This is a genomic window from Streptomyces sp. NPDC054765 (genome assembly GCF_053612065.1).
Genome location: NZ_JBSHBP010000016.1, coordinates 97,595 through 111,285 on the forward strand (window position 1 = coordinate 97,595; position 13,691 = coordinate 111,285).

A 13,691-nucleotide genomic window follows, 5' to 3' on the forward strand; every position below is an offset into this window, starting at 1 on the left:
CGATCATGGGACGGAGGTGACTCGATGACCGACCTGCTCTTTCTGGGTGTGGCGCTCCTCCTGACCCTGGCCTGTGGTGTCTTCGTCGCCGCCGAGTTCTCCCTGACGACCGTCGAGCGCAGTGACCTCGAACGCGCCGCCGAGCGCGGTGACCGGGGCGCGGACAGCGCCCTGAAGGCGGTGCGCGGCCTCACCTTCCAGCTCTCCGGAGCCCAGCTCGGGATCACCGTCACCGGCCTGGTCATCGGCATGCTGTCCAAACCGGCCATCGCCACCCTGCTGGCGGGACCGCTGGGCTCGATGGGCCTGTCGCATTCCGTGGCCGAGTCGGCGGCCCTGGTCCTCGGTACGGCACTGTCCACGGTCGTCCTGATGGTCGTCGGCGAGCTGGTCCCCAAGAACTGGGCGATCTCCGACCCGCTGGTCATCGCGAAGAAGGTGGCCACCGCCCAGCGCGGCTTCAGCGCCGCCTTCCGGCCGCTGATCCGGCATCTCAACAACGCCGCGAACCGTATGGTCCGCAGGATGGGCCTGGAGCCGGCCGAGGAACTGGCGTCGGCGCGCGGCCCGCAGGAGCTGGTGGCGCTGGCGCGGCACTCCGCCAAGGAGGGCGCGCTGGAGCCGGACACCGCCGAGCTGTTCGTCCGTACCCTCACTCTCGCGGATCTGACCGCGGAGAACGTCATGACGCCGCGGGTGCAGGTGATCGCACTGGACGTGCAGTCCACCGCGGAGGACGTGGCGAACGCGACCCGGGCGACCGGGCTGTCCCGCTTCCCCGTCTACCGCGGCGGCCTGGACGGCGTCGTCGGGGTGGCGCACATCAAGGACGTCCTGGCCGTCCCGGCCGAGCGCCGCCCCCGTTACCCGGTCTCCGAGCTGGTGCGCGAGCCGTTGCTCGTGCCCACGACACTCACCGTGGACCGGCTGCTCGACCGGCTCTCCGGCAAGCGCACGATGGCCGTGGTCATCGACGAATACGGCGGCACGGCCGGCGTGGTGACGCTGGAGGACATCGTCGAGGAAGTGGTCGGCGAGGTCCGCGACGAACACGATCCGATGGAGACCCCCGACCTGGCGCCGGCAGGCACCGACACCGAGGACCGCAGCGTCTACCAGGCCGACGGCGCGGCCCGCACCGACCAGCTGGAACGGATCGGTCTGCGGCTGCCGGAGGGTCCGTACGAGACCCTCGCCGGGCTGATCGCCACCGGACTCGGCCGGATACCGGTCGCCGGCGACACGCTGGAGGTGGCCGGCTGGCACATCGACGTACTCGACGCCTCCGGCCACCGCGCGGCCCGGGTGCTGCTGCACGCCCCGCGCCCCGGCAGCACCGGCGAGCAGGAGAAGGAGGCCCGCCGATGACCGCGCTACAGCTGTTCGTGGGCCTGCTGACGCTGGTCGTCAACGCCTTCTTCGTGGGTGCCGAGTTCGCTCTGATCTCGGTGCGCCGCAGTCAGATCGAACCGTACGCCGAGCGCGGTGACCGCCGGGCGACGAGCGTGCTGTGGGGTCTGCAGCATGTCTCGGCCCTGCTGGCGGCCGCCCAGCTGGGCATCACCCTGTGCACCCTGGTGCTGGGCGCGGTCGCCGAGCCGGCCATCGCGCATCTCCTGGAGCCGGTGTTCCACGCGGTGGGGATCTCGCAGACGCTGATCCACCCGATCTCGTTCGTGATCGCGCTGTCGCTGGCCACCTATCTGCACATGCTCTTCGGCGAGATGGTGCCGAAGAACATCGCGCTGGCCGAACCGGTCCGCAGCGCCCTGATGCTCGGGCCGCCGCTGGTGGCGCTGACCCGCGCGCTGCGCCCGGTGATCTTCGCGATCAACGCCCTCGCCAACGGTCTGCTCAAGCTGCTGCGGGTGGAGACCAGGGACGAGGTCGCCGCGACGTTCTCGGACGACCAGCTGGCGAAGATGGTCGAGGACTCCCGGGCGGCCGGGCTGCTCGACGAACGGGCCCAGGAACGGCTGCGGGACGCCCTGGAACTGGGCCGCCGCCCGGTGCGGGATGTGGTGCTGCCGGTCGAGAAGGTCGTCTCCGCGCGGATGGGGATCACCCCCGAAGAGCTGGAGCAGCTGGCCGCCGAGTCCGGCTTCTCCCGCTTCCCGGTCGTCGACGAGACCCGCCGCATCCTCGGCTACCTGCACGTCAAGGACGCGCTGGACGCCGCCCCCCGCAATGTCCCCTTCCCGGTGTCCGCGCTGCGCCCGATCGCCCGGGTCACGGCCGCGACGCTGCTGGACGACGTCCTGACGGCGATGCGCGGCTCCCGTACGCATCTGGCCGCGGTGATCAGCGACGACGGGCGGCTGGCCGGGCTGGTGACGATGGAGGACGTGCTCCGGGAGCTGGTACTGCAACGGCCCGCGGCCTGACAGCGGGGAGCGGGGAACTGCACAGCGGACGGCGGGCCCCGTTCGGTGAAGGCCGGCGCGTCGGGACCGGCGCCCGGCGCCCGGCGCCCGGCGAGGAGTCATCGCGCGTCCGCCCGTGCCTTTCCTCGCCCTCTCGACGCGGTCGGACCGTACCGGGCGGGAACCGGGCGCACCGGGGGGCACCGGCGGGGCGCCGCGGCGCCCCGGGCCATACCGTGCGGTATGGCGAGCGGTAAGATCTCCCCGCCATGGAAATGAATGCGCACTACACCAGTTTTGTCGCGGTCGGTGACAGCTTCACCGAAGGCATGTCGGACGGCCTGCCGGACGGCTCGTACCGCGGCTGGGCCGATCTCCTCGCCGCCCGCCTGGCGGCCCGTTCACCCGGTTTCCGGTACGCCAATCTCGCGGTGCGCGGCAAGCTCATCGGGCAGATCGCCGACGAGCAGTGCGGGCCGGCCTGCGCGATGGGCGCCGACCTGATGACGCTGGTCGGCGGGCTCAATGACGTCCTGCGGCCCAGGTGCGACGTGGACCAGGTGTGCGCGCGGTTCGAGGACGCAGCCGCGCAACTGGCCCGGGGCGGCGGGCAGCTGGTACTGATGCGCAGTCCGGGACGGCAGGGGCCGGTGCTGGCGCGCTTCCGGCCGCGTATGGAGCAGCTGTTCGCACGGATCGACGAGGTGGCCGCGCGGCACGGTGCGGTGGTTGTCGACCTGTACGCCTCGCGGGCACTGTCCGATCCGCGGCTGTGGGCCGATGACCGGCTGCACCTGAACGCCGAGGGGCACCGCAGGGTGGCGGAGGCCGTCTGGCAGACGCTCGGGCTGCCCGCCGCGGCGGACTGGGACGCGCCGCTGCCGGCCGCCGCACCGCCGGGCTGGGGTGCGCGGCGCACCGCCGATCTGCGCTTCGCGCGCGAGCATCTGGTGCCCTGGATAGGCCGGCGGCTCACCGGCCGCTCCTCGGGCGACGGCCGCCCGCCCAAACGTCCCGAGCTGCTGCCGTACGAGTGCTGACGGCCCGGTCCGCGACGGGTGCCGTACCTCCGGCCGCTGCCTGGACGAACGTACAGCCGGGACCGGGGCGCCGACCTGCGTAAACCGCCAGGAGAATCAGGGCAACGCTGTCACCTGCAGGAACACATCCCGCAGGAGGGTTGCCCCTCCTTAAGCCTGATTCGCAAGATCATGGAGGATCACACCAAATGAGCAGCACGTCCGACCCTCAGCCGATGCAGTGGGTCAAGAGCACCTACAGCGGCGGCGAGGGACAGTGCGTCGAATGGGCGCCCGACCGCGCGCGCAACAGGTGAGTTCCGGGTAGACCCCCGAGTGAACGGCCCTCGCCAAGCGGGGGCCGTTGTCGTGACGGCACGCGGAGCAGCGACCGCCGCACGCCTCGGTTGACCTCCGTGTATGCGCCTCGTATGGGCACGTCAGTAACAGGTGGTTGACGGAAGGGTGAATCCTCCCCTCCCCTCCCCTCGCTTCGCTTCGTTCAGGAACGGGATTCCTGGCTCAGGCTGCCTGACTCGGCCCGGATTTGGGCCCCCAGCCGTACGAGGTCGGCGACCAGGTCCTCGTAGCCACGCACGAGATGTTCGGCCCCGTGCACCCTGACCGGGCCGGGCACCGCGAGGGCGGCGAGCAACAGGGCGGCAGCGGACCGGAGATCACGGCCGACCACGGACTGGCCCGGACGGCGGGGCGGACACCCGCCGCGCACCCGGGCCCGGGCGTCGGTCACCTCGATGTCCGCCCCGAGCCGTCGCAGCTCCGGCACGTGCGTGAAGCGCCGGCGCCAGACCGTTTCCCGGATGTGCGAGACACCCGGCCCGAGCGTCGCCAAGAGCATGAAGAAGGGCTGGCTGTCGCTGTAGATGCCGTGCGAGGCGACCGTGATGTCGACCCCTGCGCTCGGTGGCTCGCCGGTCAGCACGAGCGATTCCGACGTGGGGTGCCACGACAGCCCCATGTCACGGGCCACAGCGATCTCCGGCGCCAGGCCCGCCGCGAGGCGGCCCGGTGTCAGACCGGTCAGCCGGACGCTCCCCCCGGTCAGCGCGGCGACCGTGGCCCAGGTGACCACCTCGATCAGATCGCTGACCAGCACATGCCGCACGGGACGACCGTGCCCACCGTCCGGCCGGCCCTCGATCAGCAGATCGCCCTCGGGCGTATACCGCGCAGGGCGGCCGGTGGCGTCGAGCAGCCGGACCAGATCAGTGACGTCGGGCTTCGGATAGGGGTGCCGCAGCCGGGTCGTGCCCTGCGCCGAGGCTGCGGTGAGGATCGCCATCTTGGTCGCCCCCGAGTACAGCGGGCCGGTGCGCAGTGCCCGGTCCGCCGTCCAGTCGCGCAGGTCCACCTCACAGGCGGTCAACCGGTCGGCGCATACGGTCAAGGAACCGTCCTGGCCCGTGACGACCTCGGCGCCGAACCGTTGCAGCACCTCGGCGTACTGGTGCACCGGGCGGGCCCCGGAGGTGGCGTCGCCGATCCGGCAGCCCCCGGCGGCGGGAAGACGCACCCGGCCGAAGCGGGCCAGGAGCGCGGGCAGCAGGTAGACGGCACCGTGAATGCGGTCGACCAGTTGCGGGTCCAGGGCATGCTCGGTCAGGCCCGAGGGGTCGACCGAGACCGTGCGACCGTCGCCGCGCACCCGGGCCCCGAACGATCGCGCCAGGGCGAGCAACACCCGGGTTTCCTCGATGTCGGGGCAGTTGTCGAGGGTGACCGGCGAGCGCCCGGTCAGCGCCCCGGCCAGCACCGTGACGAACGCGTGCTTGAACCCGGGTACCCGGATATCGCCGCTCAGTTCGTGCCCGCCCTGCACGAGCAGCACCGGCGAGGAGGAGGCGCTCACCGCGCGTCCGCCTGAAGCTGGTGGAAGAACTGGCCGACGGCGGTGGTGCCGTAGGAGCCCGAGCCGAGGAAGAGGCGCAAGGTGCACTTCCATGCCCCCGGGGCACTCTCGTCCTCGGTGACGTCCCCGACGCGGATCTGCGTCTGCACGGCGGCCGGCCGGGCCGAGGCGGACGAGGTCAGCCGCCCGTCCCGCCAGCGCCAGCTGTCGTACGTCAGCCCGAGGCCGTCCCGCAGCACCCCCAGTACCCCGGTGGCCGTGGTGGGGAACAGGTACGGGATGCCTTCTCGCACCTCCCGGACCGATGCGTCATCACAGTTGGTGCGCACCAGCTCGGCCACCTGACGGTTCCAGGCGAAGGAGGCATGGGAGGAGAGGAAGAACGCGACCCGGCGCTGGTCCAGCGCACTGAAGAACCGGGCGGCGGGGCCGGTGAACCGCTGCGCGGCGGCCGCCTCGGGGGAGGCGGACTCGCGGACCAGTTCCAGGGCCCGGCCGTGGTCGCCGTCGAGGAGCGCCTGGCCTATCAGATGGGTGTGCTTGGGTCCCCCGGGCACCCCGAACCGCTGGGTGTCGTAGTAGTTGACGAAATACAGGCTGCGCCGGCCCCGGATGCCGTCGAGCCGCTCGGCCTCGGCCCGGTCGAGATGGCGCACCACGATGAGGAAGCTGTTGCCGTCCAGTTCGCCCACTCCCAGTGCCATGGGGCCGTATCCGTGGTGGCGCAGCAGCAAAAAGGGGGGATCGCCCTGCTGGTGCTCCCCCGCGCCGTGCGTGGTGTTGAAGCGCTCGATGTGTTCGGGCGGCAACGGGCTCGGCAGCGCGATGAGTTGGTCGGTGATCGCGTCTTCGTCCTTGAGTCCCGCGTAGCCGATCTCACGTGCGTCCAGGCCGCAGAAGGCGGATAACGCCTCGATCGCCTCGAAGGTGGTGTAGCCGCGCTTGCGCAGCCGCAGGTAGTGGTGGTGAGCGCCGTCGGCGCCGGGCGCGGTGGTGGGCAGGACCAGACTCTCCGAGACCAGGAAGTCGGCCGGGAACTTCTTCAGCAACACCATCGGGTCACCTCCCTCCCCAGGCAGGGTCGGTTGGTCCCGCCCCCGCACGGGGACAGCGCCAGAACATCGCGTAACCATTGGGGGCCTCCTCGAACCGGGCGCCGTCGAAGACCGCGCCGTGGACGCGCCTGAACGCCTCCCGCGACAGGAAGCGATCACCGGCACGGTGCACCAGCCACCCGCCGGTCCGCAGCCGGAAGACCCTCCAGGTCCTGGCGGTGTTCCGCGGGCTGCGGGCCAGCCCGGCGAGCAGGCGCCGCACCTCTTTCGCGTACAGCCGCAGGCGCGAGGGCGGCCGGCCCTCGCAGAGGCCGTCGTGGAGCACCACCAGGCCGCCCGGAGCGACCCGGCGCCGGATGCGGGCGAGTACGGCCGGGAGGTCGTCGACGTGGTGCAGCGTCGACACGCTCAGGATGAGGTCGTAGACCGGAGATTCGGGCAGTTCGGCGAGGTGGCACGCGAGATAGCGGATGTTGTCCCGGGACCGGGAGACGGCGGCGATCCACATCATGGCGGGTGAGACGTCCAGTGCGTCGACCCGTGCGAAGCGCTCCGCGAGGAGCACCGCGTGGCGTCCCGTCCCGCACCCGAAGTCCAGGGCCGTTCCGCCGTGTGCGGGCAGGCGCTCGGCCAGCCACTCGCCGACCGGGTCCCCGGTCAGCTCGTGCAGAAGCTCGAATTCCTCGGCTAATTCATCGAAGGACCTGGCCCGAGGCTGCACAGTCCGACCTCCTTGTCGAAGCGCTTGTCGATGGGTCACGTTTCGGGAAATCCGGCACCGAACGACGGGGAAACGCCGTGCGGGCGCGGTGCGTGTCGTGGCAGGCGGGCGTGGTGCGGTCGGTAGCCGGGCAGGGCGCCCCCGTAGTGGTGGCTGCCCGGTCCGGGTGTCCCCCTCAGGCGGCGCCATGGCGGACCTCCAGTGCGGTCTCGTACGCCAGCAGCAGTTCGTCGGTGATGAAGTCCCGCACGTGGTAGTGGAAAGGGGCGCCGATACGGATTCCGTCAATCTGCAACTGCAAGTCGTCCTCGAACCCGTAGCTGACGTAGGGGCGCCACTCGCGGGCCGATTCCGGCACTCCGGGCCAGCCCTGGACACAGGCCTTCATGTGGACGAAATGTGGTGTCCCGGGGCGGGGGCCGCCGGCGATGTCTTCGAGGCCGTTGTCCCGGATGGCCAGCAGGAGGGCGGAGTCGGAGGAGAACGGCACGTCCGGGCGTCCGAAGTGCCGTACGCAGGTCCCTTCCCAGTCCTTGAGATAACCCGACATCGTGGCGAACAGCCGCTCGGCCACCGGTCCGCGCCGGAAGTAGAAGAACCCGTTGTGCAGGTCGGGCAGCCCGATCCGGTAGAGCTCCTTGCGCAGCGGGTTGTTCTCGATCGCCTCCCCTCGGTAGGTCACCGCGGTTCCGCCCACGATGTCCGCCGCCGCCATCACGTCCCACCACGCAGAGACATCGTCAAAGAACAGTGTGTCGGCGTCCACCGTCACGGTTTCCTCGTACGGGCTCAGGTCGTCCATCCGCACGTAGTTGTCCACCCGCCAGGCCTTGTCGACGAACTCCGGCCGGACGTCCTCGATCGCGATGACATGATCGAAGACCTCCCGGTAACGCGTGGGCAGGTGTGGGGATTGCGGCACGATGACGCTCAGCGCGGTGACGGTGGACTGCGTCAGGCGCAGCGACAGCGCCAGGCAGTAGGCCATCCGCAGGTAGTCTGCGCCGCTGTGGTTGAAGGCGTGGGTGAGGTAGCCACGCCCGGTGCGTTGTGGGGTCACATCAGCTCCTGTTGTTCTCGGGTTGGGGGTGGCCGCCACCGGTGACGGCCGTACGGGTATCACCGAGGACGACGGCGCGGGCCCGGCGCACGGTGTCCGGTCGCAGCCCGTGGTCCATGAGGAGCCGCCGGACGGAGCCGTGCTCGCGCTCCAGATCCGACACCAGCGTCCGCACGATGTACCCGGGAGTGGCGGTGCGCACGGCCAGTTCGCGTGGGCCGAGGCCGCGCGCCCACGGCAGCAGCCGTGCCGCGGCCGGATCCCGGCGATACAGCCGGCCGGTCAGGTCGTGGTCGCGGACCAGGTCCGCCAGGCGTACTCCCAGGGCGCGCAGGGCGAGCACGCACACCACGGAGGTACGGTCCTTGCCGGCCGAGCAGCACACCATGAGCGGCAGCCGCCCCGGCTCCGCGAGCACGCCGACCAGTTCGGCGACGACGGGCGCGGCCAGCCGGGCCAGCCGGCGGTAGTAGGCGAGATAGTGCGAGGGCTGAGGCGGGCCGGCAGTTTTGATCACCGACCGGTCCGCCACCAGCGGCCGGGACAGCACCGTGACGTCCGCTGGTGGATACCCCCCGGCGATCTCGCGGCCGTCACGCAGGTCGACGACGAGTCGCAGACCGACCCGGTCGGTCAGTGGGCCGATGGCGGCCCCGGCTCCCCGGTACATCAGACCGGACCTGACGCACAGTCCCGAGCCGGCCCGCAGGCCCGCCAGATCCCGGGTGTTCGGCGCGCCGGGGATGATCCGGGAGCCCCTCGCCGGACTGGGCAGCGGGCTGGACACGGTCGGGCCCGCGCGGCGCGCCACCGGCCGGTCGGGGGCCTGAGCAGGGGTGGTGGGACGGTGCTGGTGGTTCATCGGTGCTCCCTCTCATGCAGCGCCCGGACCAGGTCTTCGACGTCGGGCTCATTGATGGTGAGGTCGACGATGCGGGCCTGCTTCGTGATCTCCGCGATCAGTCGGTCCGGCGACAGGGACCGGCTGGAGAAGCTCACCCACTGGCGCGGCCCGTCGACCTTGCTGACCCTGGCGCCAGGTACCCGTAGTGGCGGGCCGGAGTCGGCCAGGTCGACCACGAGGGTGCGTTCGAGGCCGTGCGCCACCAGCAGCCTGCTGATGGAGTCGTCGCAGATCAGCCGGCCCTGGGAGAGCAGCAGCAGCCGGGAGCACATCTGCTCCAGGTCGGCCATGTCGTGGGTGGTCAGCAGGATGGTGACCCCCTGTTTGCGGTTGAGGGTGGTGAGGAAATCGCGGATGCGCTGCTTGGCGATGACGTCGAGGCCGATCGTGGGCTCGTCGAGGAAGAGCACGTCCGGGGAGTGCAGCACCGACGCGGCCAACTCGCCACGGATCCGCTGGCCGAGGCTGAGCTGCCGCACCGGAACGGGCAGCAGGTCGGCGAGATGCAGTACGTCGATGAGTTCGTCGAGGCGGGCACGGTAGTCGGCGGCGCCGACCCGGTAGATGTACCGCAGCTGCTCGAAGGAGTCCCGCAGCGGCAGATCCCACCACAGCTGGACCCGCCCGGCGGACATGGTCCCGATGCGGTGAGCGGTCTTCGCCCGTTCGTCGAAGGGGTCATGGCCGAGCACCCGGACCCGGCCGGCCGTCGGTGCCAGCACGCCGGTCAGCAGTTTGATCGAGGTGGACTTGCCCGCACCGTTGGCGCCCAGGTAGCCGACGAATTCCCCGGCGGGGACCGCGAAACTGAGGTCGTCCACCGCGGTCACCGCGCGCCGCGTCCGGCGGAACCTGCCGGTCTTCGTGCGCACCGTGAAGGTGCGGGTGACACAGTGCATCTCGATGGCGTCTGTCACTCAGCCTCCTGTGCTCCGGTAGCGTCGGACGGACGTTCGCCAGACGAGTGCGGCGGCGCCCGCGGTCGCCGCGGCGACCAGGGGTGCGGCCAGCCGGACCGCGTCGGGCAGTCCGGCCGCGTCCGGCTTGCCGAGCACCCAGCACACGGGCAGGTACGAGACGAACCCGACCGGGATGACGAACAGGACGAAGGACCTCAGCCAGGCCGCGTAGAGGTCGAGCGGGTATTGGACGAGGAAGCTCGTACCCGCGGAGAAGACGCCCACGAGCCCCTCGGCGTCGTTGACCCAGAACGAGACGGACGCAGCCGTGATCCACAGCGCACCCATGATCACCGCACCGCTGACCACCGACGACACCAGCACCAGCACCTTCCCGGTGGTCCAGAGCGTCGAGGAGAACCGGATCATGATCACCGCCAGTACGATCGCCGCCTGGAGCAGACGTCCCGCGCGACGCAGCAGGAAGTCCGCCGCGAGCAGATGGACGAAGGTCGAGCCGGGCCGGACGAGCAGCGTGTCGAACGAGCCGTCACGGATCATCGCCGGAAGCTGGTCCAGGCTTCCCAGCGCGATGTCGCACAGCGCGTAGGACATCGACGAGACCGCGTAGAGCAGTGCCACTTGGCCGGCGCTCCAGCCACCGAGGCGGGAGATGTCGCCGAAGAGGATGACGATCGCGGCGAAGTCCAGTGCGGTGAAGGCGAAGTTACCGGCCAACGAGAGGACGAAGCTGGTCCGGTATTGCATCTGTGACCGCACCTGCACGCCGGCCAGCCGGAGAAAGAGCCTGATGGTGAACACCGCTCAACCGCCCTGGACCACGACGTGCCGGCGGGCGACGGCGAGCAGCCACCGGCCGGCCACCAGGAGGAGCACCGCCCACAGCGCCTGCCCGGCCAGCGCCGAGGCGGCCGCTGCGCCCGTGACGTGACCGGTGAAGACGTCCACGGGCACCTGGACGATCGACGGGAACGGGGTGGCCGCGGCCACCGTTCGCAGCCAGCCCGGGAAGAATCCGGTCGGCATGACGAAGCCGGACAGCAGATTGACCAGAATGACCGCGATCAGCGCCACCCCCCGGTAGTCCAGCAGCCAGAACGAGGACAGGCTGTAGAGGAAGCGGAACAGCGTGCTCACCACGACCGCGAGCCAGACGCTGGTGACGAACGCCAGCCAGGTCAGCGGGCCCGTCGGTCCGGTCAGCCCGAAGAACGCCCAGCCGACCACCACCGGCGGCACGCCGCGGTGCAGCACGTGGTACCAGGCCCGGCCCAAATCGGCAGCCAGGTAAGCCGTTTGGAGCGGCACCGGCCGCACCAGATCTGCCACCACCTGCCCGTTGCGCACGCGGGTGGCGAACTCGGTGTCGCCGTAGATCCGGACCACGGTCATCAGCCCCTGCACCAGCCACACATAGGTGATGGCCTGGGCCACGTGGTAGCCGCCGACCTGCCGGGGGCCGGCGTAGATGCCCTGCATGACCGCCGAGCGGAGCACCCCGAACAGCACGGTGGTGCCCAGGCCGATCAGCGAGGCCTTGGCGTAGGTGGCGTAGCGTCGGTATCCGTAGCGGGCCAGTTCGGCGTGCGCGCGCAGGGACCCGACGGGGCTATCCGTGCGTGCGCTCATAGACCTTGACGGTGGCCCGTCGGAAGTACTGGTGAATCTCGTTCCGCGTCGCCCGGCCGGTGAGCATCGCGTCGAGGGCCTGCCCGAAGGTCTGCCGCTGCCCGGACAGCGCCATGTCCTCGGCGGGATCGAGGAGGCGCCCCGCGTGGTCGGCGAATTCCGCGTTGTCGCGCAGCCAGCGCTCGATCGGCTTGTGCTCATTGGTGGTCGGGACGCCGATGCGACCGGGCGCGAGTCGCGGCTGGTGGCGCTCCAGGAGGGTGTCGTAGAAGCGGTTACCGACGCGCCACGCGTTGGGAAGGTCCAGTGCGGACTCGAACACGTCGAGGTCTTCGAATACCGAGTAATGGGGGATCTTCCCGAGGGTGTGGAACAGCCCGCACTGCTTGACGGACATGCTCATGCTGTGGAAGTTGAAGCCGCGTCTGCGCTGGACGCCCGAGCCGCCCAGGTCGGACAGCTCCTGGGTGATGTCCGCGATGATCCGCTCGGTGGTGGCCGGGTCCGTCGCTTCCTTGGCGAGCTCGCGGAACACGTCGGTGGCGATCCCGTCATCATCCTGCGGACCGTCTTCGGGCTGGTGCCCCTTCTCGCTGAAGAGGTGGTCGCCGAGCCGGCCCGACAGCAGCGCGCCGGAGTCGGCCACGAGGCTGTCACGTCCGGGCAGGTACTTGCACCACTCCAGGTCCGCCATCGGCTGGTGGCGCAACGATGCGTCGAAGTACCGGGGCAGTTCGCGGTTGCGGCCGGCGAAGTCCAGCGGCACGTCGAGGGTCCGGGCGACGTGACCGGCCGCCCGCCCGGCGGCGCTGCGACGTTCGCCGAAGAAGTAGCCGATCACTTCCAGGCCGGCCGCGACGCAGGCGGCGCCGGTCACCCGCGAGTCGTGTCCGCCGCTGATCCCGAGCAGCGCAGGCCCGCCCTGCTGCGTTCCCGCCGCGATCCGCCGTCCCGCCCGCTCGATCAGCTGCCAGCAGGTGTCCAGGGCCTCGTCCCGGTCGCGTGCCGTCGGCTCAAAGCGGTAGCGCCAGCTGCGTTCCCTGCGCACCGTGCCGCCGTCGAGGGTCAACAGTGTGCCCGGAGGCTGCCGGCGGACTCCCCGCGCGAAGGTCCGGCCGTTCACCGTGGCGCCGAGTACGCGGAAGGCATCCGCCGCGTACGTGTCGAGGCGTCTGGCCGATGCGGGTGCCCACGGCAGCAGCGCGGCGAAGTCGTTGCCGACGGCGAAGCGGCGCACCGCTCGGTCCGCGCCGTCGATCCAGGCGTACAGGTCGCTCACGCCCAGGTGGTCGTGGAAGGCCAGCAGCCGTGTTCCACCCGGCCCCGCGCGTAGGTAGGCCCCGGCGTACCGGCCCTTCACCGGCGCCCAGTCGGCGGCCGTGCCCGCCCCCGCGGTGCGCCGCAGCAGCTGCAGGAGCCGCTCCGGAGTCAGGCCGCTGTCCGGGTGGAGCACTCCGTCGAAGACGAGGAGATCGTGTCCGGTGCGGCCGAGCACCGCTACCCGGTCGTCCGTCACCACCCGCAGTCCCGGCAGGCCCTGCTCGTCGGCCGACTCGTCACTGGCCACTACGAACATCGTTCCCCCTGACGTCGTTCCGCTCGCCACTGCCGCCGTGCGCTGCCCGGTGTTCGGGGCCGGTCCCCCGCACCCCGGCGAGGTACGCCGCGACCTCGGCCGGGGTGCGCAGCTGCACCACGGTGCCGTCGAACCGGGCCAGCAGCTGCCGCTCCTGCTCCCGGCGGGTACGGAAGTCGAGCAGCACCTTCATCGCCGGGTGCCGGCGGCTCAGCAGGCCCCGCCAGCTCTCGCGGTTGCCCGCCCACAGCGACTGGCCCGCCAGTAGTCGGCGCGTGGTCCGGCGCAGTACCCGGCCCAGCACCACGCCCCGGCTCAGCTTCAGCCAGATCGCGGTGTCCGCCCCGGCCCACAGCCGCGGCAGCACTTCGGGGTAGGCGGTCGAGTCGGCCACCCAGCCGTCGGTCGCGGTCACCCTGGCGACGTCGTCGGCGAAGGACGGCCGCACACCCCACTGCGGGCCGTGTCGCAGTGCGTCGAGTTCGAGGTGCCGCAGGCCCAGGTGCCGGGCAAGCGCCGCGGCCAGGGTCGACTTGCCCGCCCCGCAGATACCCACGATGACGATGTTTCGCAT

13 protein-coding genes and 1 pseudogene are annotated in these 13,691 nt (G+C 71.0%); 4 read left to right on the top strand and 10 right to left on the bottom strand.

Translation table 11 applies throughout. From position 1 onward, the window contains the following. Positions 1 to 24: 24 nt before the first annotated feature. The 4 genes and pseudogenes from ACWGJY_RS13410 to ACWGJY_RS13425 all read left to right on the top strand — a co-directional run bounded on the left by ACWGJY_RS13410 (position 25) and on the right by ACWGJY_RS13425 (position 3,793). Positions 25 to 1,368, top strand: coding sequence for a hemolysin family protein (locus ACWGJY_RS13410; protein ID WP_453260924.1), 1,344 nt, complete (start codon positions 25 to 27; stop codon positions 1,366 to 1,368). Continuing rightward, on the top strand, positions 1,365 to 2,384 hold the full coding sequence (locus ACWGJY_RS13415; RefSeq protein WP_453260925.1) for a hemolysin family protein: 1,020 nt from the start codon (positions 1,365 to 1,367) through the stop codon (positions 2,382 to 2,384). Before ACWGJY_RS13410 ends, ACWGJY_RS13415 begins: the two co-directional genes overlap by 4 nt. 248 nt (positions 2,385 to 2,632) lie before the next feature. Beyond that, on the top strand, positions 2,633 to 3,403 hold the full coding sequence (locus tag ACWGJY_RS13420; RefSeq protein ID WP_453260926.1) for an SGNH/GDSL hydrolase family protein: 771 nt from the start codon (positions 2,633 to 2,635) through the stop codon (positions 3,401 to 3,403). Between the two features lie 188 nt (positions 3,404 to 3,591). Beyond that, positions 3,592 to 3,793: pseudogene (locus tag ACWGJY_RS13425) on the top strand (DUF397 domain-containing protein). A 91-nt stretch (positions 3,794 to 3,884) separates the two neighbouring features. Here the strand turns inward: ACWGJY_RS13425 and ACWGJY_RS13430 are convergent. From ACWGJY_RS13430 to ACWGJY_RS13475, 10 genes are all read right to left on the bottom strand, one after another. Then, complete coding sequence (locus ACWGJY_RS13430) at positions 3,885 to 5,252, bottom strand: hypothetical protein (protein WP_453260927.1); 1,368 nt, start codon at positions 5,250 to 5,252, stop codon at positions 3,885 to 3,887. After that, positions 5,249 to 6,307 carry a tRNA pseudouridine(13) synthase TruD gene (truD, locus tag ACWGJY_RS13435; protein WP_453260928.1) on the bottom strand — a complete coding sequence of 353 codons (1,059 nt, stop codon included), beginning with the start codon at positions 6,305 to 6,307 and terminating at the stop codon, positions 5,249 to 5,251. Before truD ends, ACWGJY_RS13430 begins: the two co-directional genes overlap by 4 nt. A 4-nt stretch (positions 6,308 to 6,311) precedes the next feature. After that, positions 6,312 to 7,028, bottom strand: coding sequence for a class I SAM-dependent methyltransferase (locus ACWGJY_RS13440; protein ID WP_453260929.1), 717 nt, complete (start codon positions 7,026 to 7,028; stop codon positions 6,312 to 6,314). 175 nt (positions 7,029 to 7,203) lie between these two features. Beyond that, positions 7,204 to 8,088: a hypothetical protein gene (locus ACWGJY_RS13445; protein WP_453260930.1), complete on the bottom strand. Its 885-nt coding sequence runs from the start codon at positions 8,086 to 8,088 to the stop codon at positions 7,204 to 7,206. Between the two features lies 1 nt (position 8,089). After that, positions 8,090 to 8,950 (bottom strand): tyrosine-protein phosphatase, encoded by an 861-nt coding sequence (locus ACWGJY_RS13450; protein ID WP_453260931.1) that lies wholly within the window; start codon positions 8,948 to 8,950, stop codon positions 8,090 to 8,092. After that, positions 8,947 to 9,909, bottom strand: coding sequence for an ABC transporter ATP-binding protein (locus tag ACWGJY_RS13455; RefSeq protein ID WP_453260932.1), 963 nt, complete (start codon positions 9,907 to 9,909; stop codon positions 8,947 to 8,949). The genes ACWGJY_RS13450 and ACWGJY_RS13455 overlap by 4 nt, the downstream gene beginning before the upstream one ends. Further along, positions 9,910 to 10,713 carry an ABC transporter permease gene (locus ACWGJY_RS13460; protein ID WP_453260933.1) on the bottom strand — a complete coding sequence of 268 codons (804 nt, stop codon included), beginning with the start codon at positions 10,711 to 10,713 and terminating at the stop codon, positions 9,910 to 9,912. 3 nt (positions 10,714 to 10,716) lie between these two features. Beyond that, positions 10,717 to 11,541 (bottom strand): ABC transporter permease, encoded by an 825-nt coding sequence (locus ACWGJY_RS13465; RefSeq protein WP_453260934.1) that lies wholly within the window; start codon positions 11,539 to 11,541, stop codon positions 10,717 to 10,719. Beyond that, complete coding sequence (locus ACWGJY_RS13470; RefSeq protein WP_453260935.1) at positions 11,522 to 13,108, bottom strand: hypothetical protein; 1,587 nt, start codon at positions 13,106 to 13,108, stop codon at positions 11,522 to 11,524. Before ACWGJY_RS13470 ends, ACWGJY_RS13465 begins: the two co-directional genes overlap by 20 nt. Then, positions 13,098 to 13,691 (bottom strand): adenylate kinase, encoded by a 594-nt coding sequence (locus ACWGJY_RS13475; protein ID WP_453260936.1) that lies wholly within the window; start codon positions 13,689 to 13,691, stop codon positions 13,098 to 13,100. The genes ACWGJY_RS13470 and ACWGJY_RS13475 overlap by 11 nt, the downstream gene beginning before the upstream one ends.

What these genes read in the sequence shown, in the direction of transcription:
- ACWGJY_RS13410 (WP_453260924.1), top strand. Translation starts at nt 25, where the DNA reads ATGACCGACCTGCTCTTTCTGGGTGTGGCGCTCCTCCTGACCCTGGCC.
- ACWGJY_RS13415 (WP_453260925.1), top strand. Translation starts at nt 1,365, where the DNA reads ATGACCGCGCTACAGCTGTTCGTGGGCCTGCTGACGCTGGTCGTCAAC.
- ACWGJY_RS13420 (WP_453260926.1), top strand. Translation starts at nt 2,633, where the DNA reads ATGGAAATGAATGCGCACTACACCAGTTTTGTCGCGGTCGGTGACAGC.
- truD (WP_453260928.1), bottom strand. Translation starts at nt 6,307, where the DNA reads ATGGTGTTGCTGAAGAAGTTCCCGGCCGACTTCCTGGTCTCGGAGAGT.
- ACWGJY_RS13450 (WP_453260931.1), bottom strand. Translation starts at nt 8,950, where the DNA reads ATGAACCACCAGCACCGTCCCACCACCCCTGCTCAGGCCCCCGACCGG.
- ACWGJY_RS13465 (WP_453260934.1), bottom strand. Translation starts at nt 11,541, where the DNA reads ATGAGCGCACGCACGGATAGCCCCGTCGGGTCCCTGCGCGCGCACGCC.
- ACWGJY_RS13475 (WP_453260936.1), bottom strand. Translation starts at nt 13,691, where the DNA reads ATGCGAAACATCGTCATCGTGGGTATCTGCGGGGCGGGCAAGTCGACC.